This window comes from Tardiphaga sp. 37S4, assembly GCF_021044645.1.
Lineage (GTDB): Bacteria > Pseudomonadota > Alphaproteobacteria > Rhizobiales > Xanthobacteraceae > Tardiphaga > Tardiphaga robiniae.
In genome coordinates, this window is record NZ_CP088008.1 from 870574 (window position 1) to 892678 (window position 22105).

A 22105-nucleotide genomic window follows, 5' to 3' on the forward strand; every position below is an offset into this window, starting at 1 on the left:
GCGAAACATCCAGACCGGTATGCCGGTCTGGGGCTTTTACCAAAGCAAGGGGACATTGTGAGCGCGGCACCTAAACGAAGTTCGTTGCCGGGGTTCGGCCTGAGCATGGGCCTGACCCTGACATGGCTGTCGCTTTTGATTCTGATCCCGTTGGCCGGGTTGTTCGTCAAGACAGCGGATCTCAGTCTCTCGCAGTTCATCGATACCGTCACCAGCAACCGCACATTACACGCGCTCAGGATTTCGTTCGGATTGGCCTTCGCGGCTGCGCTGGTCAATCTGGTCGCTGGCCTGATTATCGTCTGGGCCCTGGTGCGTTACCGGTTTCCCGGTCGCCGGCTGTTTGATGCCATTGTCGATATCCCGTTCGCCCTGCCCACTGCAGTGGCAGGCATCGCGCTGACGACGTTGTTTGCGCAGAACGGATGGCTCGGCGCGCCGCTGGCGTCGCTCGGCATCAAGGTGGCGTTTACGCCGCTCGGAATTTTCCTGGCGATGGTCTTCATTGGCATTCCGTTCGTGGTGCGGACGGTGCAGCCGGTGCTGATCGACCTCGATGTCGAGATCGAAGAGGCCGCGGCCTGTCTCGGTGCCTCCCGCTGGCAAACCATCACCCGCGTCATCATTCCCAGCCTCACGCCGGCCATTCTCACCGGCTTCGCGCTGGCGTTCGCCCGCGCCGTTGGCGAATATGGCTCCGTGATCTTCATCGCCGGCAACCTTCCAAATGTGTCGGAGATTGCGCCGCTCTTGATCGTCATCCGGCTGTCGGAATTCCGCTACGCCGATGCGACAGCGATCGCGGTGGTCATGCTGGTCTTCTCATTCCTGATCATCTTCGTGCTCAATCGGCTGCAGCGCTGGGCGCAGACACGCGCGCTGGCCGTGAGTTGACCTGACATGACCATTACAATTATCAATTCGCCAGTCACCGTGGAGCGCGCCCAGTCCGTGGCACGACAGGACCTGCATACCGAGCCATGGCTCGTGCGCGGCATCATTATCGGTGTCGCAGTGATGTTCCTGACAGTGTTCGTGGTCCTGCCGCTGATTTTGGTATTCTCGGAGGCATTGTCCAAGGGCGTCGGGTTCTATTTGACGGCCTTGGCAGATTCCGAGGCGCTCTCGGCCATCTGGCTGACGCTGATCACAGCAGTGATCTCGGTCAGCCTCAATCTGGTATTCGGCGTTGCCGCCGCTTGGGCGGTGGCCAAATTCGAATTCAGGGGCAAGACCTTGCTGGTCACCCTGATCGATCTGCCGTTCTCGGTCAGCCCCGTTATCTCCGGTCTGGTATTCGTGCTGCTGTTTGGTGCGCAGGGTTTCTTTGGGCCATGGCTGATGTCGCATGGCATCAACATTCTATTTGCCGTGCCAGCGATCGTGCTGGCGACAACCTTCGTCACCTTCCCATTCGTCGCCCGCGAGCTGATACCGCTAATGCAGGAACAGGGGTCGCAGGAGGAAGAGGCTGCGATTTCGCTGGGAGCGAGTGGTTGGCGTACCTTCATTGTGGTGACGCTCCCCAACATCAAATGGGGCCTGCTCTACGGCGTACTGTTGTGTAACGCACGGGCGATGGGTGAGTTTGGCGCAGTTTCGGTGGTGTCGGGCCACATTCGCGGCGAGACCAACACCATGCCACTGCTGGTGGAAATCCTGTATAATGAATATCAACTGGTGGCGTCGTTCGCGATCGCGTCATTGCTGGCTCTGCTGGCGCTCTTGACGCTGATCGCAAAGACCATCCTCGAAGGCCAGATTGAAGAAGGACAGCTGCCCCGTGACGATTGAAGTTCGGAATATCGTAAAGCAGTACGGTGCCTTCAAGGCGCTGGATAATGTCGACCTCAGGGTTGCTGATGGCGAGCTGCTCGCGCTGCTCGGACCGTCCGGTTCCGGCAAGACGTCATTGCTGCGAATTATCGCAGGGCTCGATTGGCCGGATTCCGGCGAAGTCTCGTTCGATGGCGAAAACGCATTGGCGCGGGGCGCCGGCGAGCGCCACGTCGGTTTCGTGTTCCAGCACTATGCGTTGTTCCGCCACATGAGCGTGTTCGAGAATGTGGCCTTCGGCCTGCGCGTGCAGCCGCGCGCCGTGCGCAAGAGCGAAGCGCAGATCCGCGCGCGGGTGAAGGAGCTTCTCGATCTCGTGCAGCTCGACTGGCTCGCCAATCGCTATCCCAGCCAGCTCTCGGGCGGCCAGCGGCAGCGTATTGCGCTGGCGCGTGCGCTCGCCATCGAGCCGCGCATTCTGCTGCTCGACGAGCCGTTCGGCGCGCTCGATGCCAAGGTCCGCAAGGAGTTGCGGCAGTGGCTGCGCACGTTGCACGAGGAAATCCACGTCACCTCGATCTTCGTCACGCATGACCAGGAGGAGGCACTCGAAGTCGCCAACCGCGTGGTGGTAATGGACAAGGGCAAGATCGAACAGATCGGCACGCCTGGCGACGTTTACGATAACCCGGCAACGGCTTTCGTGCACTCATTCATAGGTGAATCGATCGTGCTCCCGGTCGATGTAAGCGACGGCCAGGTGAAGCTCGGCCATCGCCCGCTCAACATCGATGCGGGCAGTGCAAGCGGACCGTCGAAATTGTTTGTTCGTCGTCACGACATGCAGATCGGTCCGCTCGGCGAGGGAGCCCTCGAAGGCACCGTGCGCCGCGTCCGCACCTTCGGCCCGATCCAGCGCGCCGACATCGCGTTGTCCGGCGATGATACGCTGGTGGAGATCGATGCCCCGCGCGACCGTCCGCTCACCACGGGCGATGCGATCAGCCTGCAGCCGCGGCGCTACCGGATCTTTGCCGGGCAGGAGTGACTGGCGCTTTCTAAAAATCCCCTGCGTTCACCTTTCAGCCACGGTTGGTGTGCAACAACGGCCCCTTGATTTGGGGGATTGCCGATGAAGCGGGTGGCTCTGGCCAGTCTGGGATTTCTGTTGCTGGCAGGGTGCGCGGGGACCGTCGATACCGTGCCGGACCAGCCCACCATGTATCTCAGCATGGCCAATGGTGGCGCCAAGCTCGATCCTGTGGCTGCGGCCTCGATGATCTCGCTGTACCGGCAGAACAATGGCCTCGGCCCGGTTGTGGTCGATCCCGCATTGATGGCGCTGGCGGAAGACCAGTCCACCGCCATGGCGAAACGGAACAAGCTCGATCACGACGTCAAGGCGCCGCTGGCCAAGCGTCTGAATGCCGGCGGTTATCCGGCGACTCTGGCGGTCGAGAATGTCTCGGCGGGCTACCACACTATGGCAGAAGCCTTTTCCGGCTGGCGGGACTCGCCGCCGCATCGGGCCAATATGCTGAAGTCCGGTGTCACAAAACTGGGCATTGCCGCGATCTATGCTCCCAACACCAAATACAAGGTGTTCTGGACCATGATCCTGGCTTCGACGGATTCCAAATAAGCCATTCAGGATAGCTGAAGCGTGATGGTGCCCCGCACCATCCGTGATTGACGCCGCCGCAAGGGGACGCCACGGTATGGTTCCCGTCGCCGACAGGATCGAGTGGTCCCATGGATATGTCCGATCAGCCTCAGTCCAGCGCTGCCAGCAAACCCGCCGAAGCAAAGCGTGTCTTGGTGCTGCAAGGGGGCGGCGCGCTTGGCTCCTATCAGGCCGGCGCCTATGAGGCGCTATGCCATCACGATTTCGAGCCGGAATGGGTGGCGGGCATTTCCATTGGCGCCATCAACGCGGCGATCATCGCGGGCAACGAGCGCGACAAGCGGATTGGCAAGCTCAAGGAATTCTGGGAGATGGCGGCATCGCCGGTCCCCTGGAGCCCGATGCTGACGGATGATCGCGCGCGCTCTTATTTCTACGAGGCAGGCGCCGCTGTCATTGCTACATTCGGTGTGCCAGGCTTTTTCGTGCCTCGGATTCCGCCAGCACCGCTGTGGCCGCCCGGCAGTCCGCAGTCGCAGAGCTTTTACGACACCGCGCCGCTGAAAGCGACGCTGGAACGGCTGGTCGACTTTGATCGTCTCAACGATTGCAAGACCCGGCTGAGCGTCGGCGCCGTGAGCGTGACCACCGGCAACTTCACTTATTTCGACAACACGCTCTTCAAGAAAGATCGCAAAAGGATCGAGCCCGAGCACATCATGGCCTCCGGCGCGTTGCCGCCGGGGTTTCCCTCGATCGTCATCGATGGCGAGCATTTCTGGGATGGCGGCATCGCCTCGAACACGCCGCTGGATTTCGTACTGGATGACGTCACCAGCGACCTGCTGATCTTCCAGGTCGACCTGTTCAGCGCGCGCGGGCCATTGCCGCAGTCGATCCTGGAAGCGCAGGAACGCGAAAAGGACATTCGCTATTCCAGCCGCACCCGCATGAATACCGACAAGAACAAGAAGATTCACAACATCCGCAAGGCGCTGCGTGATCTGATTGGTAAATTGCCGGCAGAACTGAAGCAGGATCCTGGAGTGGCGCTGCTGTCGGAAGCCGCGAAGGAAAATACCGTCACGGTGGTGCATCTGATCTATACGAGCAAGAATTACGAGTCGTCGTCGAAGGACTACAATTTCTCGCGCATCGGGATGGTGGAGCACTGGGGTGCCGGTGAACGCGATGTATTCCTCTCGATGCGCCACAAGGACTGGTTCGAGCGACCGCAATCCGATGAATCGATGGTGACGCATGCGCTCACCGCCGACGATTACAATGACCTCCCGCAGCATTTGACGTCCAACAGGAGCAAGTAATGGCTAATCTCACAGGCAAGACCGCCGTCGTCACCGGTTCGACCAGCGGCATCGGCCTCGCTTATGCGCGCGCTTTCGCAAGCGCTGGCGCCAATATCGTCATCAACGGCATGGGCGTGCCTGCTGACATCGAGAAGGAACGCGCGGCGATCGAGAGCGATTTCAAGGTCAAGGCGATCCATTCGCCAGCGGACATGACCAAGCCGGCCGAAATTGCCGAAATGATTGCGCTCGGCGAGAAGACCTATGGATCGGTGGATATTCTCGTCAACAATGCGGGTATCCAGTTTGTGTCTCCGATCGAGGAATTCCCGATCGAGAAGTGGGATGCGATCATCGCCATCAATCTCTCTTCGGCCTTCCATGGCATCCGCGCCGCCGTGCCCGGCATGAAAAAGCGCGGCTGGGGTCGCATCATCAACACCGCCTCAGCGCATTCGCTGGTCGCCTCGCCATTCAAGTCGGCTTATGTCTCTGCCAAGCACGGCATCGCCGGCCTGACCAAGACCGTGGCGCTGGAAGTGGCCACTCACAAAATCACCTGTAATTGCATTTCGCCTGGCTATGTCTGGACGCCGCTGGTGGAGAAGCAGATCCCCGACACCATGAAGGCGCGGGGCCTTACCAAGGAACAGGTCATCAACGACGTGCTGCTGGCAGCACAGCCGACCAAGGAATTCGTGACCTCCGAACAGGTCGCAGCCTTGGCGCTGTTTCTGTGCGGCGACGATGCGGCGCAGATCACCGGCACCAATCTGTCGATCGATGGCGGTTGGACGGCGGAATAAGTTTGCTTCCTGACCTCCTCCTGCTTTGCAGGGGGAGGTTGCTAGGCGCCTTGCTTTCCGAAGGCGAGCACGTGCAGTCCAAGCCGCTGTCGCACGATCCAGAACAGCAGGATCGTCTCGAATGTAAGCGCGATCGACGTCGCCGCGGCGGCGCCATGGCCACCGAATTTCGGCACCAGCACGAGACACAGCACCAGGTTCATCACGAAAGCCGACGCGTAGGCCACGGCGCAAATGTGCTGGTGGCCGAGCATGTTGAGCAGGCGCTCCACCGGGCCGATGGCAGCGCGGACCACGAGGCCGATGGCAGCGATGAACATGATGTCGTAACCGCTGGTGAATTGCGGACCGAACAGCCATAGCAGCGGCTTGCCCAAAGCGAGCAGGATCAGCGTAGCGGCGAGCGACGGCCAGAACGTCCACTTGATCGCGTGGGTGACGTAAGCGGAAAGTCGATCCTTGTCGCCGGCCGCGTGATATTCGGTGAAGCGATGCGCCGTTGTCGCCGACATCGCGTAATGAATGAACGACACCAGCGCCAGGGTTTTTACGACGGCGAAATACACACCGACTTCGTCAGATGAGACGAACTGTTGTAGCACCAGCACGTCGGTGTAGGACAGCAGCAGATAGAAGCTCTCGACCAGCAGGATCGGCAACGACACTGCGAGCCAGCCGCGATAGTCATAGGCCTTCGGGCCGGGCTCGATATGGGTGTGAAGCCGGCGATTGAGTACGATCATCTGGCCGATCATCGCAACCCAGACGGCTGCGACGCTGGCCAGCATTGCGATGGTCGCACCCAGCTTAAAGCCCAGTGCGAAGGCGCCGGCGGTGAAGCCGATGATGAGCGCCTGGCGGATGATGAATTGCGGCATCAGGCCGAGGCGCATCCAGTCATGGGAGCGCGCGATGCCATCCTGCGTGTTGGCGACGACGAAGGCCGGCAGTGTCAGGCAGCCGAGATAGAGCGGCACCACCGTGTCGGCGTCGATCCACGGCGAGATGAGCTTGACGAGGCCAGCGAGCAGCAGCGAGACCATCACCGAGACGATACCGGTCATCCAGCGGCTGCCGGAGAGGAAGCCGCGCAGCCGCGCGTGGTCGCCGCTGGCGCGATACTCCGGGATGATCTTCTGGGCTGAAGCGGCGATGCCGAAATCCATCATCGAGCCGAGCAGCAGTACCCATGTCCAGACATAGACATAGATGCCGTAATCCGACGTGCCCATCCAGCGCGCCAGCAGGATCTGGGAGAAGTAAGCGAGGCCGGCCGAGATCACGCGGATGAGGAAGATGGTGCCGGCGAGGCGGCGCGTCAGCGAGGCTTCGCCTGTGCCGGTGAACAGCGCGCGCAGCCTGGCCTTGAAGCCGGCGGGCTCGCTTGCGGGTGCGGAGTCTGCGTCCATCGCGGCCACGACAAGGTCCTCAGCCGCAGGCGTGCGGCAGCGGTCTGGCGTAGCAAGCAGTCGTTAACATCCGGTTGGACGGAGATGTACAGGTTGCGCGCAACAGGTCACGCGCCAGCGGTATCAGGGCAGGTTGACGTTGAATTCATAGGCGCGGTCGCTACCGACCAGCGTCAGTTTCAGGGCCGCGCCATCGGTCGTGGCGCCGGGCGGCACGCCGTCGAGTTCGAAGCTGAAGCGCTTCACGCCCGGTGGGCTCTTGGCCTCGAGTTTGGGGATTGGCAGTGCCCATTCCGGCGTCGGGCCCTCGACAAACAGGTTGGGTTCGCTGCCTTCGGGCGCCACGACGTCAACGAACACATTCTTGCCCTCGCGCTTGAGGTCGCGCACCGTCAGCGGACTGGTGTCGCCCATGGTTGCCGGCTTAGGCACGGTATCGAGCGCCGCGGTCAGCGCGCCGTCTTCAGTGCTGGCCACGCTGGTAAAAGCGAGTTCGGCATTGGCGTCGACCGGAATGCATAGCTTGTCGCAGACCGCGTAATTGATCGCCGCACGGAGAATCACCGGCTTGCCGGGGTCTTTGGCGATCACCCGCATCGGTAGCACCACCTGTTTCACATAGCCCAGCGACAGGCCACCAGCTCCATCCTCGAATTTTTTCGGCGCCGGCCACAGGATAGTGACGGTATCCAAGTTCTCCGATTTGGAGAAATCGAAGCGGGGCGGCACCCCGGAATCACCGGGATTCCGCCAGTAGGTGTGCCAGCCGGGCTGCAGCTGGATCGCTATACCCCCCAGCATCACAGGACCGCTACGCGAGCCTGCCACAAGCCTGATCTGCGAATGACTGTCTATCTGCCAAGGTGAGGTGTCCTCCGCCTGCGCGCTGCAGGTGAGGAGCAGGCCCGCGGCGCAGACAGCGACAATGTGGTGCGGAACAGATGCGGTCATCGGGCGTCCTTACAGGGTGGGCCTGTCATAAAGCCAAACCTGTCTTAAGCTATTGAACTGCTTGTGATCCGGTTTTCGTATGCGTTGCGGAAGGCTGATTGACAGAACCCAGACCCAATATCAGGATAGGCAACGAAATGAGAGCGGTTTGCTGATGGAACCCACTCGCAAGCGCCCCCGGAAAAGCCGCGCGAAATCCGGCGCCGGCGACACTGGCAACTACCTCGACGGGCAGTTGCTGATCGCCATGCCTGTGATGGAAGACGAGCGCTTCGCCCGTTCGGTGATTTACGTCTGCGCGCATTCGTCGGAAGGTGCCATGGGCATCATCGTCAATCGGCCTGCGGGGAGCATCGATTTTCCCGAATTGCTGGTTCAACTGGACATCATTGAAAAGTCCGACAGCATCAAGCTCCCGGAAAGCGCCGAAAGCATGAAAGTGCTGAAGGGCGGTCCGGTCGAGACCGGCCGAGGTTTCGTGCTGCATTCCAGCGATTTCTTCATCAAGGACGCGACATTGCCGATCGATGATGGCGTCTGCCTCACCGCGACCGTGGATATCCTGCGCGCCATCGCCAATGGCGGTGGACCCAAGCACGCGATTCTCGCGCTGGGCTATGCCGGCTGGGCGCCGGGCCAGTTGGAAGACGAAATCCAGGGCAACGGCTGGCTGCATTGCGCAGCTGATGAGGATCTCATCTTCGGCGGTGATGTTGAGGAGAAGTATCTTCGCGCGCTGCAGAAGATCGGGATCGCCCCGGGGATGTTGTCGGCCGAGGCCGGCCACGCGTAAGCGTCCGCTAGACTTCCAGCTTTCAGCGACGGCCCTACTCAGCTTGCCGCTTCCAATCGCTCTTCTGTCAGCATGCGCATCGCCGCATCCGCATCCATCGGCTCGCCGAAGGCAAAGCCCTGGGCGTATTCGCAGCCGAGCTGATACATCTCCACCGCATCCGAATCTGTCTCGACGCCTTCGGCGACGACGTCCATGCCGAGATCGTGGGCCATCGCGATGATGGATTTGAGGATTACCGGGCGGGTGCCGCGCGAGGTGGTGCGGACGAAGGACTGGTCGATCTTCAGCGTGTCGAACGGGAAGCGCTGCAGATAGGATAGCGACGAGTGGCCAGTGCCGAAATCGTCGAGCGAAAGACCCGTACCGAGTTCGCGGATCCGGTGCAGCATCTGCGCTGCATGTTCCGGATTTTCCATCACCAGCGATTCCGTGAGTTCGAGCTTCAGCGTGCCACGCGCGACTGACGAGCGTGACAGCACGGTGCGGATGTCATGCAGGAGGTCGTGGCGCAGCAGCTGCCGCGAGGACACGTTGACGCTGGCGAAGATCGGTTCGCGCGAGCGCATCGCGCGCTGCCAGATCGCGAGCTGGCGTGCCGTCTGGTCCATCACGAACATGCCGAGATCGATGATGAGGCCGATCTCTTCCGCGATCGCGATGAATTCCGACGGCGACATGCGGCCGAGCTTGGGATGGTCCCAACGCGCCAGCGCCTCGAAACCGGCGATGGAGCGATCTTCCAGCCGCACGATGGGCTGATACAGGATGGTGATTTCCTGGCGCTCGATGGCGCGGCGCAGTTCGGATTCGAGCGTCAGGCGATCCGTTTTGCGGGCGCGCATTGCCGGTTTGTAGACGTCGATACGGTCGCCACCGATCCGCTTCGAATGATACATCGCGAGCTCGGCGTCCTTGATGAGCTCGTCGGTCAGCGGCACAGCTGGATCAGAAAGCGCCAGGCCTATCGATGCCGTCAGGAAAATTTCGCGGTCATTGAAGGCAATCGGGGCGCGGATGGTCTTGCGAATGGTTTCGGCGAAAGCCGTGATCTTGGCGGCGTCCTGTTCGGACATCAGGATCAGGCCGAACTGGTCGCCGGCGAGGCGGGCCAGCGTGTCCTGCGGCTTCAGGATGCGGGTGAGACGACGGGCCAGCGTCAGCAGGATCGAGTCGCCGACGGCGATGCCAACGGAATCGTTGACCTGTTTGAAGCGATCGAGATCGATCACCATGATGGTCGGCCGCATGGTCGGCACAGTCTTGGAGAAATTCGCGACGGCGTTGAGGCGGTCGATGAACAGCTTGCGGTTCGGCAGACCGGTGAGATTGTCGTGCACCGAGTCGTGCAGCATGCGTTCTTCGGCGTTCTTGATCTCGGTGACGTCGGTGAGGGTACCGACCACGCGTGACACTTCGCCGTCGGAGCCAACCACCGGGCGTGCTTTCAGCGCGAACCACATGAAGTGACCGTCGGGGGTGCGCAGGCGGAAGTCCTGCACGAGGCGGCCGCGACGCTGGTCGAGCACGCTGTCCAGCGCCGCCCGGAAGCGATCCTGATCGAGCGGGTGGAGCACTTCGAGCCAGCTTGCCGCGGGGCCTTCCAGCGTGCCGCGTTTGAGGCCGAGCAGTGCTTCGGTCTCGGGCGAGGTGAACACTTTGTCGGCGGAGACGTCCCAGTCCCAGATCAGGTCGCCGGAGCCGGTCAGTGCCAGCGCGCGGCGCTCGACGTCCGACACGATGCCATTGGTGGCGCCGCCGCCCGCGAAAGCGTGCTGCATGACCGTGAAGCCGATCAGCATTACGATCAGCACGAGGCCGCCGAGCAGCGCAGGCCCGACGATGTCATTGGTGACACTGCCGGCGACGGTCATGCCGGCGGCAACAACCCACACCACAAGCAGGAACCAGGTCGGGATCAGCAACACCGCGCGGTCGAAGCCATGGGTGGAGAGATAGACGATCAGTGCGAAGCCGGCGAAGGCGATCAGCACCAGCGAGATGCGCGCGATGCCCGAGGCGACGGCAGGATCGAACAGCGCCAGACCTACGAGAGAGCCAAGGAAAGCCAGCCAGCCCAGCGTGATGTGCGAGTAGCGCACATGCCATCGACTAAGATTGAGATAGGCAAACAGGAACACCAGCAGCGTCGCCGCCAGTATCGCTTCGCCCGAGGCGCGCCAGACGCGCTCGGCGCCTTGGGACATGTCGAGCACCTTGCCCCAGAAGCCGAAGTCGACACCGATATAGACCAGCACGGCCCAGGCCAGCGCCGCGGCGGCCGGGAACATGATGCTGCCCTTCACGACGAACAGGATCGTCAGCACCAGCGCCAGTAGGCCGGAGATGCCGATGACGATGCCTTGGTACAGTGTGAAGGAGTTGACCTTGTCCTTGTAGGCTTCCGGCTCCCACAGATAGAGCTGCGGCAGCTTGTTGGTGCGCAGTTCGGCGACGAAGGTGATGACAGCGCCGGGGTCGAGGGTGACGCGGAAGATATCTGCGGTGGCACTATCCTGACGTTCCGGGCGATCCCCGGTTGACGGCGTGATGGTCGCAATGCGCGAGAGGCCAAGATCGGGCCACAAGAGGCCGGACGACACGATGCGATAATGCGGCGCGACGATCAGACGATCGAGCTGATCGTCGGTGTTGTTGGCGAGCGCGAACACCACCCAGTTCTGACCGGCTTCGCGGCCACGCACCTCGATGCGGCGAACGATGCCGTCGGTGCCGGGCGCGGTGGAGACCTGGATGCGGTCGGTGTCGCTATGCTGATATTCGAGGATGCCGGTGAGATCGATTGCGGGCGCATCACCGCGGACGCTGACGGCGTCAACAGCCTGTGCCGGTGCTGCGGCAGCAACAATCATCAGGCCGAGCGCGAGCGGCGCGAGCCACCTGATCAAACGCAATGTCATTCTCCGCGATCAACAAAACATCGACCCTGCGTCACGCAGAAGCAGGGCCATTTCCCGACGCGCGATAAATGACATGAAAGCCAGATAAATCAAAGGGTTTCCGGCTGTTCTCCAGCCCTAAACGACCAACACAATTTTGCCAATATGTGCGCTGGTTTCCATGCGTTTGTGCGCGTCCGCAGCCTTTTCCAGCGGGAAAGTGCTGTCCATCAGGGGCTTAACCTTGCCAGACTTGAGTAGCGGCAGGACATTGGCCTCGATTGCCCTGACCATGGCGGCCTTGTCGGCATTGGTGCGGGGGCGCAGAGTCGAGCCGGTATAGTGCAGCCGCTTCACCATGATCTTGGCGGCGTTGATGGTGGCTTTCGGGCCGTTCAGCACCGCAATCTGCACGATGCGGCCATCGACGGCGGCGGCATCGAAGTTTTTCTCCACATAATCCGCGCCCACCATATCGAGGATCAGCTCGACGCCGGTCTTGGTGATTTCCTTGACGCGTTCGACGAAGTCCTCGGTCTTGTAGTTGATGGCGTGATCGGCGCCGAGCTTGAGGCAGGCATCGACCTTGTCTTGGGAGCCGACGGTGACGATCACCTTGGAACCTAGCGCCTTGGCGAGCTGGATCGCCATGGTGCCGATGCCGGAAGAGCCGCCATGGATCAGCACGGTCTCGCCGGGCTGCAATCCGCCACGCTCAAACACGTTATGCCAGACGGTCATCAGGGTTTCGGCGGTGGCGCCGGCCTCGGTCATCGAGAAGCCTTCGGGGACCGTCATCGCCTGCGCATCCTGTGCGATGCAATATTGCGCGTAGCCGCCGCCGGCGACCAGCGACATCACCTTGTCACCGAGCTTGTGTTTGGTGGCGCCTTCGCCGAGGGCGACGACTTCACCGGAGATTTCGAGGCCGGGCAGATCGCTGGCGCCAGGCGGCGGCGGATAGGCGCCGGAGCGTTGCGCGACGTCCGGACGGTTCACACCGGCGGCAGCGACCTTGACCAGGATTTCGCCGGGACCGGGCTTCGGAACGGGGCGCGTCTCGGGAATCAGCACCTCGGGGCCACCCGGTTTGCTGATACCAACGACGGTCATTTGCGTGGGCAGCTTTTCCATGATTTGTCCTTGCGGCGTACGGGATGTCGGTTGGCCATCTGATTAAACAGCCGGATCAATGCTGGCAACATCCGGTGCATATTCGAATTTGAGACGGGGAGGGCCCCAAATGGCGATCGACGACGACGACAAACCGAAGAAGAAGGTCAGCCATGAGGTCGGGCAGGACCTCTCGCTGCTATCGGTCGAGGAACTCGCCGAGCGGATCGCGCTGCTCAATGGCGAGATCGCGCGGCTGCAATCGAGCATGACCTTGAAGCGCGCGACGCGCGATGCGGCGGATCGCTTTTTCAAATCGTGACGGGCAATTGAACGGCGCTCTCCCGGCTCTCTGCCGTCATTGCGAGGTGAAGGAAAGCTGTACTGCAGCTTTCCTCTTAGCGAAGCAACGCGGCAATCCAGAAGCCATACGCGAAGAAAACTGGATTGCTTCGCTCGGCTCGCAATGACGGACGAGAGGCCTGTGCAATACCGCCGACGCTTCCTCAGTCGCGATCCCGACATTGTCTCATTCCGATACAGTTTGCGAGGCGTCGCATGGCAAACGGATCGTGAAGAAAGCCCGCGTATTTACGCGCAATTAAGCTTTCTCGCATATTACTTAAATTGTCCTTGTTTGGACACCGAGTGGCTCCTGTCCACTCTGTTTGACGCCTCCCTGTTATCAACTTTAAAGCCGCCGGAAACGGCGGCTCTTTTTTTGGTACTCATGTCTTCTTTTGGGGCGTCAGCGATCGTTAAATCGCGTTGGAAACCATAAATACTTCTTTAATTTTACGCCGCTGGACTCTCACGCACGCACGCGTAATGATTTGTTCATCATAAGCCCGCCGTTCAGAGCTGGCTGCGAAACCATTTGCGTGAGGCGTTAACTATGTCGGATCGTTTGCACAGCGAACCCGCTCTCGTTCAGTTTAGCGAGCGGCTGACCAATTCTGCTGCCTTCGGCGCCTTGTTTCGCGAGGGGATGGATCTGGTCGAAGAGACCGCGGCCTATCTCGACGGCGTCGGCCGTAGCGAGGCCAAGGCACTGGATCGCTCCGTCAGCCTGACTTACGCCACCGAAAGCATGCGCCTCACCACCCGCCTCATGCAGCTTGCCTCATGGTTGCTGCTGCACCGTGCGGTGAAGGAAGGCGAGATGACGTTGACCCAGGCCAATCGTGAAAAGACCAAGGTCAAGCTCAGCGCCGCCGATCCGAGTCCGGAAGAAATGCTGCTCAAGCTGCCCGAGCAGCTGCAGATCCTGATCACGCGTTCGATGGTGCTGCAGACCAAGGTTCGTCGCCTCGACATCTCGATCCATGCCGCGACCACCACGCATGCGCCGATCGGCAATCCGCTGGTGCCGCAGCTCAATCGCCTGAAGGCTGCGTTCGAACGCTAATCGCGCGTCCCTCACATTCCTGAACGCTGTTCCTCGCTCGCCGCTCATGCGCTAAACATGAGCTAGGCGCAGCGGGGGCATTTGCGATGGCAGACGATATCAGGGCATTGACCGGGGTGCGCGGCGTCGCAGCCGCTGTCATCGTCGTGTATCATTTCGGTGACGTGCAGCTCGCAACCGGTGGCACCGGCTCATTCTTCCGCATTCCCTACGGCTATTTGCTCGTCGACCTGTTCTTCATGCTGTCAGGCTATGTGATGGCGCTGACCTATCGCGGCGCGTTCCTGCGTCTTACCGGCAAGGCGTTTGCGCATTTCATGCTGAAGCGGGTCGCGCGGCTATACCCGGCCTATTTCATTATCGGACTGTTCTATGTGGCCAAGATCGCAGCCGGTCTGTCCGGCGAGAAGCTGGAGATGTATTCGGCCTGGGACTGGACCGGCAACCTGCTGATGATGACCGGCTGGGGTCTCTACATTTTCCCGATCATCGGCGTAGCCTGGGCGGCGAGCGCCGAAATGGGCTCCTATCTGCTGCTGCCGATCCTGATGCCCTTCACTCAGCGCGGCAGTAAGTGGATCGCGGGTCTCGCCGTGATCGTGGCGTTGCTCGGCATCTATGCGGTGAGCGTCAGTGGCCGCGGGTCGGGCGGACCGCTCGATGTGGTCAACGGCAATTCGCTTTATCCGCTGCTGCGCGCGGTGGCGGGTTTCACGCTGGGCCTTGCGATCTTTCGCTTTGGTGGCCTCGTCGATCGCCTGTCGGCAACCGTGCAGGATGGTCTGGTCGTCGCGCTTCCGCTCGCCATCATCGCCGTCGGTTTGGCCGATACGAGCGATCGCTTGATGTATCTGCTGTACATCCCGCTGGTCGCGGTGCTCTCGCGTGATGGCCGGATGGCGCAACTGCTGTTCGGCAACGCGCTGGTCTACCGGCTCGGCATCATCTCGTACTCGATCTATCTGATCCATCCGCTGTTCGTCAGTTTCGCTATCAGGACCTGGCGGCATTTAGGCCAGACTGAGGTTGTCTATATCGCTGCATCGCTGGTCTGTTTCGCCATCATCTGGGCGCTGGCGGAAGCGAGCTATCGCTTCGTCGAAATGCCCGGCCGCAACTGGATCACGCAGCGATTCATCCCGCGGAGAAGCGACGCGCCGGTGAAGGCGTAGGCATCGGGGCTATCAAGTCGGTAGTGCGGCGCGATGCCGCAGACGGCGGCGATCCATTCTTTCAGATATTACTGCCACGCTGCCCGGAAATGTGAGCGATGACGCCGCAGGCATAGCGTCATTTATCGCAAAGCCTTGCCTGAATAGGGTTTCTCGCCAGAGAGCTACACTTCTGATGCCGAGCCAATGCGAGTTTGGAGGAGGCGTCGCGCCAGCTATCTTCGCATTGTTGCGGTGACTCCATGTCGCACGGGAGCAATCGCAACGATGTGGCATTGAAGCGCGGCCACACCGAAATTCCGCGCCGATCCAAGTAGGAATCTGATGTCTTTGTCTCCTCGTCTGTTCGGTCTCATTGGTGTGTTGGCTTGTCCGGCGGTTGCGGTTGCGGCTGATCCCGTGGTGATGCTGCCATCGGTGCCCTTCGTGCCCTCGGCTTCCGGTGGCTGGACCGTGACCGTCGGGATCGGCGGCGAGATGCAGCCATCCTATGAAGGCGCCGGGAGTTCTGAACTTGCGGCAAAGCCGATCATCTCGATTCGCCGTGCCGGCACGCCGGCCCGCTTCAAGAGCATGCGCGACAATGCAAGCTTCGCCCTGATCGACGTGGGCGGCTTTCGCGCCGGTCCCGTTGGCAACTATAAAGCAGCGCGTAAGGCCGCTGATCACAGCGAGCTGCGCGGTTTGAGGGACGTCGATTTCGCGGTCGAACTCGGTGGTTTCGCCGAATACTATGCCTTCGACTGGCTGCGCCTACGCTCCGAACTGCGCCGCGGTCTCGGTGGCCACGAAGGCATCGTCGCGGATTTCTCGGCTGACGTGATTGTGCCGATCAACGAGCGGATGACCTTTGCTGCCGGCCCACGCTACCGGGTGACGGATGCGAAATATGCGGAGACTTACTTCAGCGTCAACAATATCGAGGCGCTTGCGTCAGGTTTGCCGGTTTACGACGCCAAGGGCGGTTCGAGTTCGGTCGGTGCGGGCGCGCAATTGCGCTACAAGCTCGATCCGCAATGGGAAGTGCGCGGCTATGTCGAATACGACAAGCTGCTCGGCAGCATCGCCGACAGTCCGCTGGTGAAATTCCGTGGGTCGACCAATCAGGTCACCTACGGCGTCGGCGTGGCCTATTCGTTCGACGTCGGCGTGCGATAGCACGTGCGATTGCACAGCGTGGCCAATACGGCGCACGCTAGCTCACGCTTCTAGCGCTCCCCGATCAGATAGTACGACAACATCGTATCCAGCTCCTGTTCCAGCTCGCCATTGGCGAAGGCATCCGGACGGAATGCGATCGCCGCATCGAGTGCCGAGCCGACCATTCTCGGAATGAAGAAACTTCCGGCTTCGCGATTGAAGCCAGGGCGTAGCTCGTCGGCATGGCTGTCAAACATGCCACGCAAGAGGCCTTGCCGCTGCGGAAAGCGGTCGAATGGCCACTGAACAGGGGGACGGCCGGAGGCGGTCTCCATCAAGACCTTCAGCAGCGGCAGCACGCGTGCATGCTGGCTGATCGCGGTGTTCAAACCGGAGCGGACGAATCCGCGCAGATCCAACCCTTCGAAGCCTGAAATGGTCTGCCAGATATTTTCGGACATTTGGGCTTCCGTCCGGCCATGGAGGGCCCCGAACAGCGCGTCCCGGTTTGGAAAATATTGATAGAGCGATCCGATGCTGACCCCGGCGCGCTCCGCAATCCGGTTCGTGGTGGCCCGGTCGTATCCTTCGTCCACCAGCACGAGGGCAGCGGCGTCCAGGAGGATGCCCACGGTCGCAACGGAGCGCGCCTGACGCGGCTTCTTGCGGTGGTGCCCGGTATTGGTCGGCATGGTCTCGTTGCGCCCCCGCGCAAGATGATGTGGCGCACCTTATAGGGAGGGCAACGGAGGCGGTTTTAAGGTACCGCCATGGCCAATGTCGGCCAGCAACGAAAAACGCCCCTGCTGGCTGCAGAGGCGTTTTGAAAGGCAATCGGATAAGCCTGAAAGGCCGATCTTCCTTGTGAAGATCAATCTTCCTTCTTGAGGAAGCCCGAGAACTTCTTCTGGAAGCGCGACACGCGGCCACCGCGGTCGAGAAGCTGGGTGGTGCCACCGGTCCAGGCTGGGTGCGACCTCGGATCGATGTCGAGGTTCAGCTTGTCGCCTTCCTTGCCCCAGGTGGAACGGGTCTGATACTCCGTACCATCGGTCATAACGACCGTAATGTTATGATAATCCGGGTGAATTTCGGCTTTCATGACGGTTCCTTCGGCGCGCCGGCGCCTGAATCTCTGTGATTTCGATGGCGGATTTGGCCGCTCTATATCGCAGGAACGTGCGGGAGACAAGGACTCCCGTCGTGGATCATTGCCTCTGCAATTGACCTAGGTCATTTGCCTCGGGGCCCGCTCCGGCCTATCTCAGGGCAACGGCAAGAACGGTTATAAATCATGAGTGCAGTCGAACGGCTTGAGATCCCCCGCGCGGCCAAGCCGACGCTTCCGCAGCCCGATCCGGTGCTTCCGGAGCCGTCGCTGGCGGATACCGTTGTGGAGCCCCAGGTACCACCCAGCCGAGCCAAATTGCGGCCGCTTCTGGCGTTGGCGCCCTATGTGGCGCGGTATCGCGGCCGGGCCCTGCTGGCGCTGGTGTCGTTGACCGTTGCGGCTGTGACCACGCTCGTCGTCCCTGTCGCGGCACGGCGGATGATCGACTTCGGCTTCAGCCCCGAAGGCATCGCGATGATCAACAACTATTTCAGCGTCATGATCGCTGTGGTGGTTGTGCTCGCGCTGGCCAGCGCGGCTCGTTACTACCTCGTCATGACCATCGGCGAGCGCATCGTCGCCGATCTGCGCCGCGACGTGTTCCAGCATCTCACCGCGCTGTCGCCGTCGTTCTTCGATACGTCGCGCTCCGGCGAACTGGTGTCGCGGCTCACGGCCGATACTACGCAGATCAAGTCTGCGGTCGGCGCGTCCGTATCCATCGCGTTGCGCAACCTTGTGCTGTTTCTCGGCGCGGCAGCCATGATGGTGGTTTCTAGCCCCAAGCTCTCCGGCTTCGTGCTCGCGGCGATCCCGCTGATCGTGATCCCGCTGGTGGCCTTCGGGCGTTGGGTGCGGCGTCTGTCGCGCAACGCGCAGGATACGCTGGCGGAAGCCTCGGCCTATGCCGGCGAACTCGTCGGTTCGATCCGTACGGTGCAGGCCTATACCAATGAGCAGTTGGCGAATGCGCGCTTTGGCAAGGAGGTCGAGCAGGCCTATGACGCCGCACGTGGCTCTACGCGCGCGCGCGCTGTGCTGACCGCGGTCATCATCTTCATCGTGTTCTCCAGTGTCGTGGGCATTCTCTGGGTCGGCTCGCACGATGTTCTGACAGGCTCGTTGACGCCCGGCCGTCTCGGACAGTTCGTGCTCTATGCGGCCTTCGCGGCCTCCAGCCTCGGCCAGCTCAGCGAAGTCTGGGGCGAGATTTCGGCGGCGTCAGGCGCGGCGGAACGACTGTTCGAAATCCTCAACGTCAAGTCCGCCGTGGTGGCCCCGGCATCGCCGCGGCCATTGCCGCAGCCCGCACGCGGCGACGTCGTGTTCGACAATGTCTCCTTTGCCTATCCGACCCGGCCGGACATCCTGTCGGCCGCTGGCGTATCGCTATCGGTGAAGGCTGGCGAAAAGGTTGCCATCGTCGGCCCGTCCGGCGCCGGCAAGAGCACGCTGTTTCATTTGCTGCTGCGCTTTTACGATCCTAAGGGCGGCGCCATCTCGGTCGATGGCGTGCCAATCCGTGATGCCGATCCGCGCGAGCTCCGCAAGCGTATCGCACTGGTGCCGCAAGACTCCGTCGTGTTCGCTACAACCGCCCGCGAGAACATCCGCTTCGGTCGTCCCGATGCGACGGACGCTGAAGTCGAGCATGCGGCATCACTGGCGCATGCCACGGAATTCATTCGCCGCCTGCCTGATGGATTCGAGGCGCAGTTGGGCGAACGGGGCGTCACGCTCTCGGGCGGCCAGCGTCAGCGCATCGCCATCGCACGCGCGATCCTGCGCGATGCACCGCTGCTGCTACTCGATGAAGCAACGTCTGCGCTGGATGCCGAATCCGAAACGCTGGTGCAGACCGCACTGGAAGAGCTGATGAAGCACCGCACCACGCTGGTGATCGCCCATCGGCTCGCCACCGTGTTATCCTGCGATCGCATCCTCGTCATGGATCATGGCCGCATCGTCGAGCAGGGCACCCACGCGTCGCTGGTTGCCGCGAACGGGCTTTATGCCAGGCTGGCGCGGTTGCAGTTCGGGGTGTGAGTGTTGACGATGGGAGGCTTGCTACGGCTTCCATTCCATCAGGTCGACGGCACGGCCTGACGTGTTCACTTCATCGCCCGTTTTGACGAAGCCGTTACGCATATAGAATTTGATTGCGCGGATATTGTCGGCATTGACCTTCAGCGTCACGCCGGTGGGCGATAGTCGTTTGGTTTCATCGACCAGCGCGCGGCTGACATCTGATCCCCATTGAGCGGGGCTGACCACCAACTGGTCGAGATAACCCGTGCCGTCGATGGTGACGAAGCCGACCAGTGCGCCGTCCTGCTCCGCAACTACGATCTGCGCTACGGGTACCAGTTCGGTGCGCCATCGGTTGCGCCACCAGTTTACGCGGGCGTCGAAATTGATCGAGGGATAGGCCTGTCGCCATGTCTCCAGCCACAAAGTGATGGACGCGTCTTCATCGCTCTCGCGATAGGGGCGCAGCTCGAATGGCTCAGGCATGCCGTCAGCGCTCGGTGAGCTTGAGTTCGATGCGACGGTTGCGCTTGTAGGCTTCCTCAGTCTGCGCCGTATCCAGCGGCTGGTTTTCGGCGAAGCCGGCGGCGACGAGGCGTTGTGCGGGGACGCCGAGCGAAATCAGATACTGCACCACCGAGATTGCACGCGCCGATGACAGTTCCCAGTTCGATTTGAACAGCGGGCTGTTGAGGATCGGCCGCGAGTCGGTGTGGCCGTCGACGCGCATCACCCAGGCGATTTCGGCCGGGATTTGCTTGTCGAGTTCGATCAGGGCACTGGCGACCTTGTCCAGTTCGGCGCGGCCTTCGGGAAGCAAAGCCGCTTGGCCGACATCGAAGAATACTTCGGACTGGAACACGAAGCGATCGCCGACAACGCGAATGTCGGGGCGGTTGCCGAGAATGGCGCGCAGGCGTCCGAAGAATTCGGAACGATAGCGCGACAGCTCCTGAACGCGCTGCGCGAGCGCGACGTTGAGGCGCTGGCCGAGATCGACGATGCGTCCCTGCGATTCCTTGTCTCGTTTCTCGGACGCTTCCAGCGCTTCTTCGAGTGCCGCGAGCTGGCGGCGCAGCGCCGAGATTTGCTGGTTCAGCACCTCGACCTGCGCCAGCGCGCGGGCCGAAAGCTGCTTCTCGGAATCCAGCGCCTTGTTGAGCTCGGTGTTGCGGCCTGCGGCATCGGAGCCGGCACCGGCGAGGCCGTCATACAGGCCCTTGATCCGGTCGCGCTCGGATTCCGCAGCGGACAGCCCGGCGCGCATCTGAGATAGCTGCTCGTCGAGATTGAGTTTGCCGAGCTTCTCCAGCGACAGCAGATCGTTCAGCTGAGCCAGTTTGGCGGTGAGTTGCTCCAGCGCCTTGTCCTTGCCGGTGACTTCTTGCGACAGGTAGAATTGCACGACGAGGAAGATCGACAGCAGGAAGACGATTGCGAGCACCAGCGTCGACAGCGCGTCGACGAAGCCCGGCCAGTAGTTGAATTCGGAAGAGCCGCGGCGATTGCGTGCCAATGCCATGGATCAGTTCTTCTCAGGTTGGCGAGCGATGTGTTCCAGCAGCTTCTTGATCTCGCGGCTCTGTTCGCCCTGGCCATCGGCCCATTCGCGGATCATCTCCTGCTCGCTGCGCATATGCGCCACAAGGCTCTGGATCGCATCGGCGAGATTGGCCATGGCGGTCGTGGTGCCACGGTTGTTGTTGCCGTCCTCGATGGAGCGACGCAGGCGCTCGATGGCATCCTGTAACTCGGCCGGGGTGCCAGATGAGGTAACGGGGGCTGTCTCGCCGGAATATTCCTTCACGGTGGAGGCGAGCCAGTCTTCCAGATCCGTATAGAACCGGTTCTGCGCCTGGCTGGATTGCAGGTCGAGGAAGCCGAGGATCAGTGAGCCGGCGAGGCCGAACAGCGATGACGAGAACGAGATGCCCATGCCGGCGAGCGGCGCGGCGAGGCCTTCCTTCAGCGTGTCGAACAGCGAGCCGGCATCGCCGCCGACCTTGAGGCCTTCGATCACCTTGCCGACGGAGCCGACGGTCTCGATCAGGCCCCAGAAGGTGCCGAGCAGCCCGAGAAATACGAGGAGGCCGGTCATATAGCGCGAGATGTCACGGGATTCGTCGAGGCGCGTCGCGATCGAATCGAGCAGATGCCGCATGGTCTGCTGCGAGATGGTCATGCGGCCGGTGCGCTCGCCGCCAAGGATCGCGGCCATTGGGGCCAACAGGGTCGGGCGACGGTCCAGTGCGAGGCCTGGATCGGAAATCCGGAAACTGTTGACCCACGAGACTTCCGGATAGAGCCGGATGACCTGCCGGAACGACAGGATAATGCCGATCGCCAATACCGCGCCGATCAGCGCGTTGAGCCCGGGATTGGCAAAGAAAGCGAGAACGATCTGCTTGTAGAGCACGGTCATGATCAGACCGCAGAGCACCAGAAACACCAGCATTCGGACCAGGAAGATCCGCGGCGATGAGAGCTTGGTCAGTTCGATTTCCATCGCGGAGCGGGAGGAGGAGCCAGGCGCCATGTGCTGATCATCTGCATGCGAGGAAAGGTTC

The 22105-nt window shown here is 61.5% G+C and carries 21 protein-coding genes; 12 read left to right on the top strand and 9 right to left on the bottom strand.

Translation table 11 applies throughout. The features are described from left to right. The first annotated feature begins 57 nt into the window (after window positions 1-57). The 6 genes from cysT to LPB73_RS04210 all read left to right on the top strand — a co-directional run bounded on the left by cysT (window position 58) and on the right by LPB73_RS04210 (window position 5513). On the top strand, window positions 58-894 hold the full coding sequence (gene cysT / locus LPB73_RS04185; protein WP_089265418.1) for a sulfate ABC transporter permease subunit CysT: 837 nt from the start codon (window positions 58-60) through the stop codon (window positions 892-894). Window positions 895-900: 6 nt separating this feature from the next. Continuing rightward, entirely contained in the window at window positions 901-1794 is an 894-nt protein-coding gene (cysW, locus tag LPB73_RS04190; RefSeq protein ID WP_231079716.1) for a sulfate ABC transporter permease subunit CysW, read from the top strand. After that, on the top strand, window positions 1784-2824 hold the full coding sequence (locus LPB73_RS04195; RefSeq protein ID WP_089265416.1) for a sulfate/molybdate ABC transporter ATP-binding protein: 1041 nt from the start codon (window positions 1784-1786) through the stop codon (window positions 2822-2824). Before cysW ends, LPB73_RS04195 begins: the two co-directional genes overlap by 11 nt. Window positions 2825-2908: 84 nt before the next feature. Continuing rightward, a complete protein-coding gene (locus tag LPB73_RS04200; protein WP_231079717.1) occupies window positions 2909-3418 on the top strand; it encodes a CAP domain-containing protein in 510 nt (169 codons plus the stop codon). Window positions 3419-3528: 110 nt separating this feature from the next. Continuing rightward, window positions 3529-4725: a DUF3734 domain-containing protein gene (locus LPB73_RS04205; protein WP_093756813.1), complete on the top strand. Its 1197-nt coding sequence runs from the start codon at window positions 3529-3531 to the stop codon at window positions 4723-4725. Continuing rightward, entirely contained in the window at window positions 4725-5513 is a 789-nt protein-coding gene (locus LPB73_RS04210; protein WP_231079718.1) for a 3-hydroxybutyrate dehydrogenase, read from the top strand. The genes LPB73_RS04205 and LPB73_RS04210 overlap by 1 nt, the downstream gene beginning before the upstream one ends. 41 nt (window positions 5514-5554) lie before the next feature. Here LPB73_RS04210 and LPB73_RS04215 read toward each other — a convergent pair whose 3' ends face one another. Next, window positions 5555-6922: a flippase gene (locus LPB73_RS04215; protein ID WP_231081069.1), complete on the bottom strand. Its 1368-nt coding sequence runs from the start codon at window positions 6920-6922 to the stop codon at window positions 5555-5557. 123 nt (window positions 6923-7045) lie between these two features. Then, a complete protein-coding gene (locus LPB73_RS04220; protein ID WP_089265411.1) occupies window positions 7046-7873 on the bottom strand; it encodes a protein-disulfide reductase DsbD domain-containing protein in 828 nt (275 codons plus the stop codon). A 154-nt stretch (window positions 7874-8027) separates the two neighbouring features. On the opposite strand from LPB73_RS04220, the gene LPB73_RS04225 reads away from it, so the two are divergent. Further along, window positions 8028-8666 carry a YqgE/AlgH family protein gene (locus tag LPB73_RS04225; RefSeq protein WP_089265410.1) on the top strand — a complete coding sequence of 213 codons (639 nt, stop codon included), beginning with the start codon at window positions 8028-8030 and terminating at the stop codon, window positions 8664-8666. 38 nt (window positions 8667-8704) lie between these two features. Here the strand turns inward: LPB73_RS04225 and LPB73_RS04230 are convergent, their stop codons facing one another. After that, the gene (locus LPB73_RS04230; protein WP_231079719.1) at window positions 8705-11581 is read right to left on the bottom strand and encodes an EAL domain-containing protein; all 2877 of its coding nucleotides are present in this window, start codon (window positions 11579-11581) and stop codon (window positions 8705-8707) included. Between the two features lie 123 nt (window positions 11582-11704). Beyond that, complete coding sequence (locus LPB73_RS04235) at window positions 11705-12700, bottom strand: NAD(P)H-quinone oxidoreductase (protein WP_093756808.1); 996 nt, start codon at window positions 12698-12700, stop codon at window positions 11705-11707. Between the two features lie 109 nt (window positions 12701-12809). Here LPB73_RS04235 and LPB73_RS04240 point away from each other — a divergent pair, with 109 nt between their 5' ends. The 4 genes from LPB73_RS04240 to LPB73_RS04255 all read left to right on the top strand — a co-directional run bounded on the left by LPB73_RS04240 (window position 12810) and on the right by LPB73_RS04255 (window position 16417). After that, complete coding sequence (locus LPB73_RS04240) at window positions 12810-13001, top strand: DUF1192 domain-containing protein (RefSeq protein ID WP_089265408.1); 192 nt, start codon at window positions 12810-12812, stop codon at window positions 12999-13001. A 573-nt stretch (window positions 13002-13574) separates the two neighbouring features. Then, window positions 13575-14087 (top strand): DUF1465 family protein, encoded by a 513-nt coding sequence (locus LPB73_RS04245; RefSeq protein WP_089265407.1) that lies wholly within the window; start codon window positions 13575-13577, stop codon window positions 14085-14087. An 86-nt stretch (window positions 14088-14173) separates the two neighbouring features. After that, window positions 14174-15259, top strand: a complete 1086-nt coding sequence (locus LPB73_RS04250) for an acyltransferase family protein (RefSeq protein WP_231079720.1) — start codon at window positions 14174-14176, stop codon at window positions 15257-15259. Window positions 15260-15583: 324 nt separating this feature from the next. Then, the gene (locus tag LPB73_RS04255; protein WP_231079721.1) at window positions 15584-16417 is read left to right on the top strand and encodes a MipA/OmpV family protein; all 834 of its coding nucleotides are present in this window, start codon (window positions 15584-15586) and stop codon (window positions 16415-16417) included. A gap of 50 nt (window positions 16418-16467) precedes the next feature. Here the strand turns inward: LPB73_RS04255 and LPB73_RS04260 are convergent, their stop codons facing one another. After that, window positions 16468-17091, bottom strand: a complete 624-nt coding sequence (locus LPB73_RS04260) for a TetR/AcrR family transcriptional regulator (RefSeq protein ID WP_231079722.1) — start codon at window positions 17089-17091, stop codon at window positions 16468-16470. 179 nt (window positions 17092-17270) lie between these two features. Beyond that, the gene (gene rpmE, locus LPB73_RS04265) at window positions 17271-17501 is read right to left on the bottom strand and encodes a 50S ribosomal protein L31 (protein ID WP_089265403.1); all 231 of its coding nucleotides are present in this window, start codon (window positions 17499-17501) and stop codon (window positions 17271-17273) included. Window positions 17502-17693: 192 nt separating this feature from the next. On the opposite strand from rpmE, the gene LPB73_RS04270 reads away from it, so the two are divergent. Further along, entirely contained in the window at window positions 17694-19556 is a 1863-nt protein-coding gene (locus LPB73_RS04270; RefSeq protein WP_231079723.1) for an ABC transporter ATP-binding protein/permease, read from the top strand. A gap of 21 nt (window positions 19557-19577) precedes the next feature. Here the strand turns inward: LPB73_RS04270 and LPB73_RS04275 are convergent, their stop codons facing one another. From LPB73_RS04275 to LPB73_RS04285, 3 genes are read right to left on the bottom strand one after another with little or no spacing between them, the layout of a single operon-like run. Further along, window positions 19578-20024 (bottom strand): GNAT family N-acetyltransferase, encoded by a 447-nt coding sequence (locus LPB73_RS04275; protein ID WP_231079724.1) that lies wholly within the window; start codon window positions 20022-20024, stop codon window positions 19578-19580. 4 nt (window positions 20025-20028) lie between these two features. Further along, window positions 20029-21060, bottom strand: coding sequence for a peptidoglycan -binding protein (locus LPB73_RS04280; RefSeq protein ID WP_089265400.1), 1032 nt, complete (start codon window positions 21058-21060; stop codon window positions 20029-20031). A gap of 3 nt (window positions 21061-21063) precedes the next feature. Continuing rightward, complete coding sequence (locus LPB73_RS04285; protein ID WP_089265399.1) at window positions 21064-22074, bottom strand: flagellar motor protein MotA; 1011 nt, start codon at window positions 22072-22074, stop codon at window positions 21064-21066. Window positions 22075-22105 lie beyond the last annotated feature (31 nt).

Excerpts from the sequence above, each read along its gene's own strand:
- cysW (WP_231079716.1), top strand. The coding sequence starts at position 901 with ATGACCATTACAATTATCAATTCGCCAGTCACCGTGGAGCGCGCCCAG.
- LPB73_RS04200 (WP_231079717.1), top strand. The coding sequence starts at position 2,909 with ATGAAGCGGGTGGCTCTGGCCAGTCTGGGATTTCTGTTGCTGGCAGGG.
- LPB73_RS04205 (WP_093756813.1), top strand. The coding sequence starts at position 3,529 with ATGGATATGTCCGATCAGCCTCAGTCCAGCGCTGCCAGCAAACCCGCC.
- LPB73_RS04210 (WP_231079718.1), top strand. The coding sequence starts at position 4,725 with ATGGCTAATCTCACAGGCAAGACCGCCGTCGTCACCGGTTCGACCAGC.
- LPB73_RS04215 (WP_231081069.1), bottom strand. The coding sequence starts at position 6,922 with ATGGACGCAGACTCCGCACCCGCAAGCGAGCCCGCCGGCTTCAAGGCC.
- LPB73_RS04220 (WP_089265411.1), bottom strand. The coding sequence starts at position 7,873 with ATGACCGCATCTGTTCCGCACCACATTGTCGCTGTCTGCGCCGCGGGC.
- LPB73_RS04225 (WP_089265410.1), top strand. The coding sequence starts at position 8,028 with ATGGAACCCACTCGCAAGCGCCCCCGGAAAAGCCGCGCGAAATCCGGC.
- LPB73_RS04235 (WP_093756808.1), bottom strand. The coding sequence starts at position 12,700 with ATGGAAAAGCTGCCCACGCAAATGACCGTCGTTGGTATCAGCAAACCG.
- LPB73_RS04240 (WP_089265408.1), top strand. The coding sequence starts at position 12,810 with ATGGCGATCGACGACGACGACAAACCGAAGAAGAAGGTCAGCCATGAG.
- LPB73_RS04245 (WP_089265407.1), top strand. The coding sequence starts at position 13,575 with ATGTCGGATCGTTTGCACAGCGAACCCGCTCTCGTTCAGTTTAGCGAG.
- LPB73_RS04250 (WP_231079720.1), top strand. The coding sequence starts at position 14,174 with ATGGCAGACGATATCAGGGCATTGACCGGGGTGCGCGGCGTCGCAGCC.
- LPB73_RS04255 (WP_231079721.1), top strand. The coding sequence starts at position 15,584 with ATGTCTTTGTCTCCTCGTCTGTTCGGTCTCATTGGTGTGTTGGCTTGT.
- LPB73_RS04260 (WP_231079722.1), bottom strand. The coding sequence starts at position 17,091 with ATGCCGACCAATACCGGGCACCACCGCAAGAAGCCGCGTCAGGCGCGC.
- rpmE (WP_089265403.1), bottom strand. The coding sequence starts at position 17,501 with ATGAAAGCCGAAATTCACCCGGATTATCATAACATTACGGTCGTTATG.
- LPB73_RS04270 (WP_231079723.1), top strand. The coding sequence starts at position 17,694 with ATGAGTGCAGTCGAACGGCTTGAGATCCCCCGCGCGGCCAAGCCGACG.
- LPB73_RS04275 (WP_231079724.1), bottom strand. The coding sequence starts at position 20,024 with ATGCCTGAGCCATTCGAGCTGCGCCCCTATCGCGAGAGCGATGAAGAC.
- LPB73_RS04280 (WP_089265400.1), bottom strand. The coding sequence starts at position 21,060 with ATGGCATTGGCACGCAATCGCCGCGGCTCTTCCGAATTCAACTACTGG.
- LPB73_RS04285 (WP_089265399.1), bottom strand. The coding sequence starts at position 22,074 with ATGGCGCCTGGCTCCTCCTCCCGCTCCGCGATGGAAATCGAACTGACC.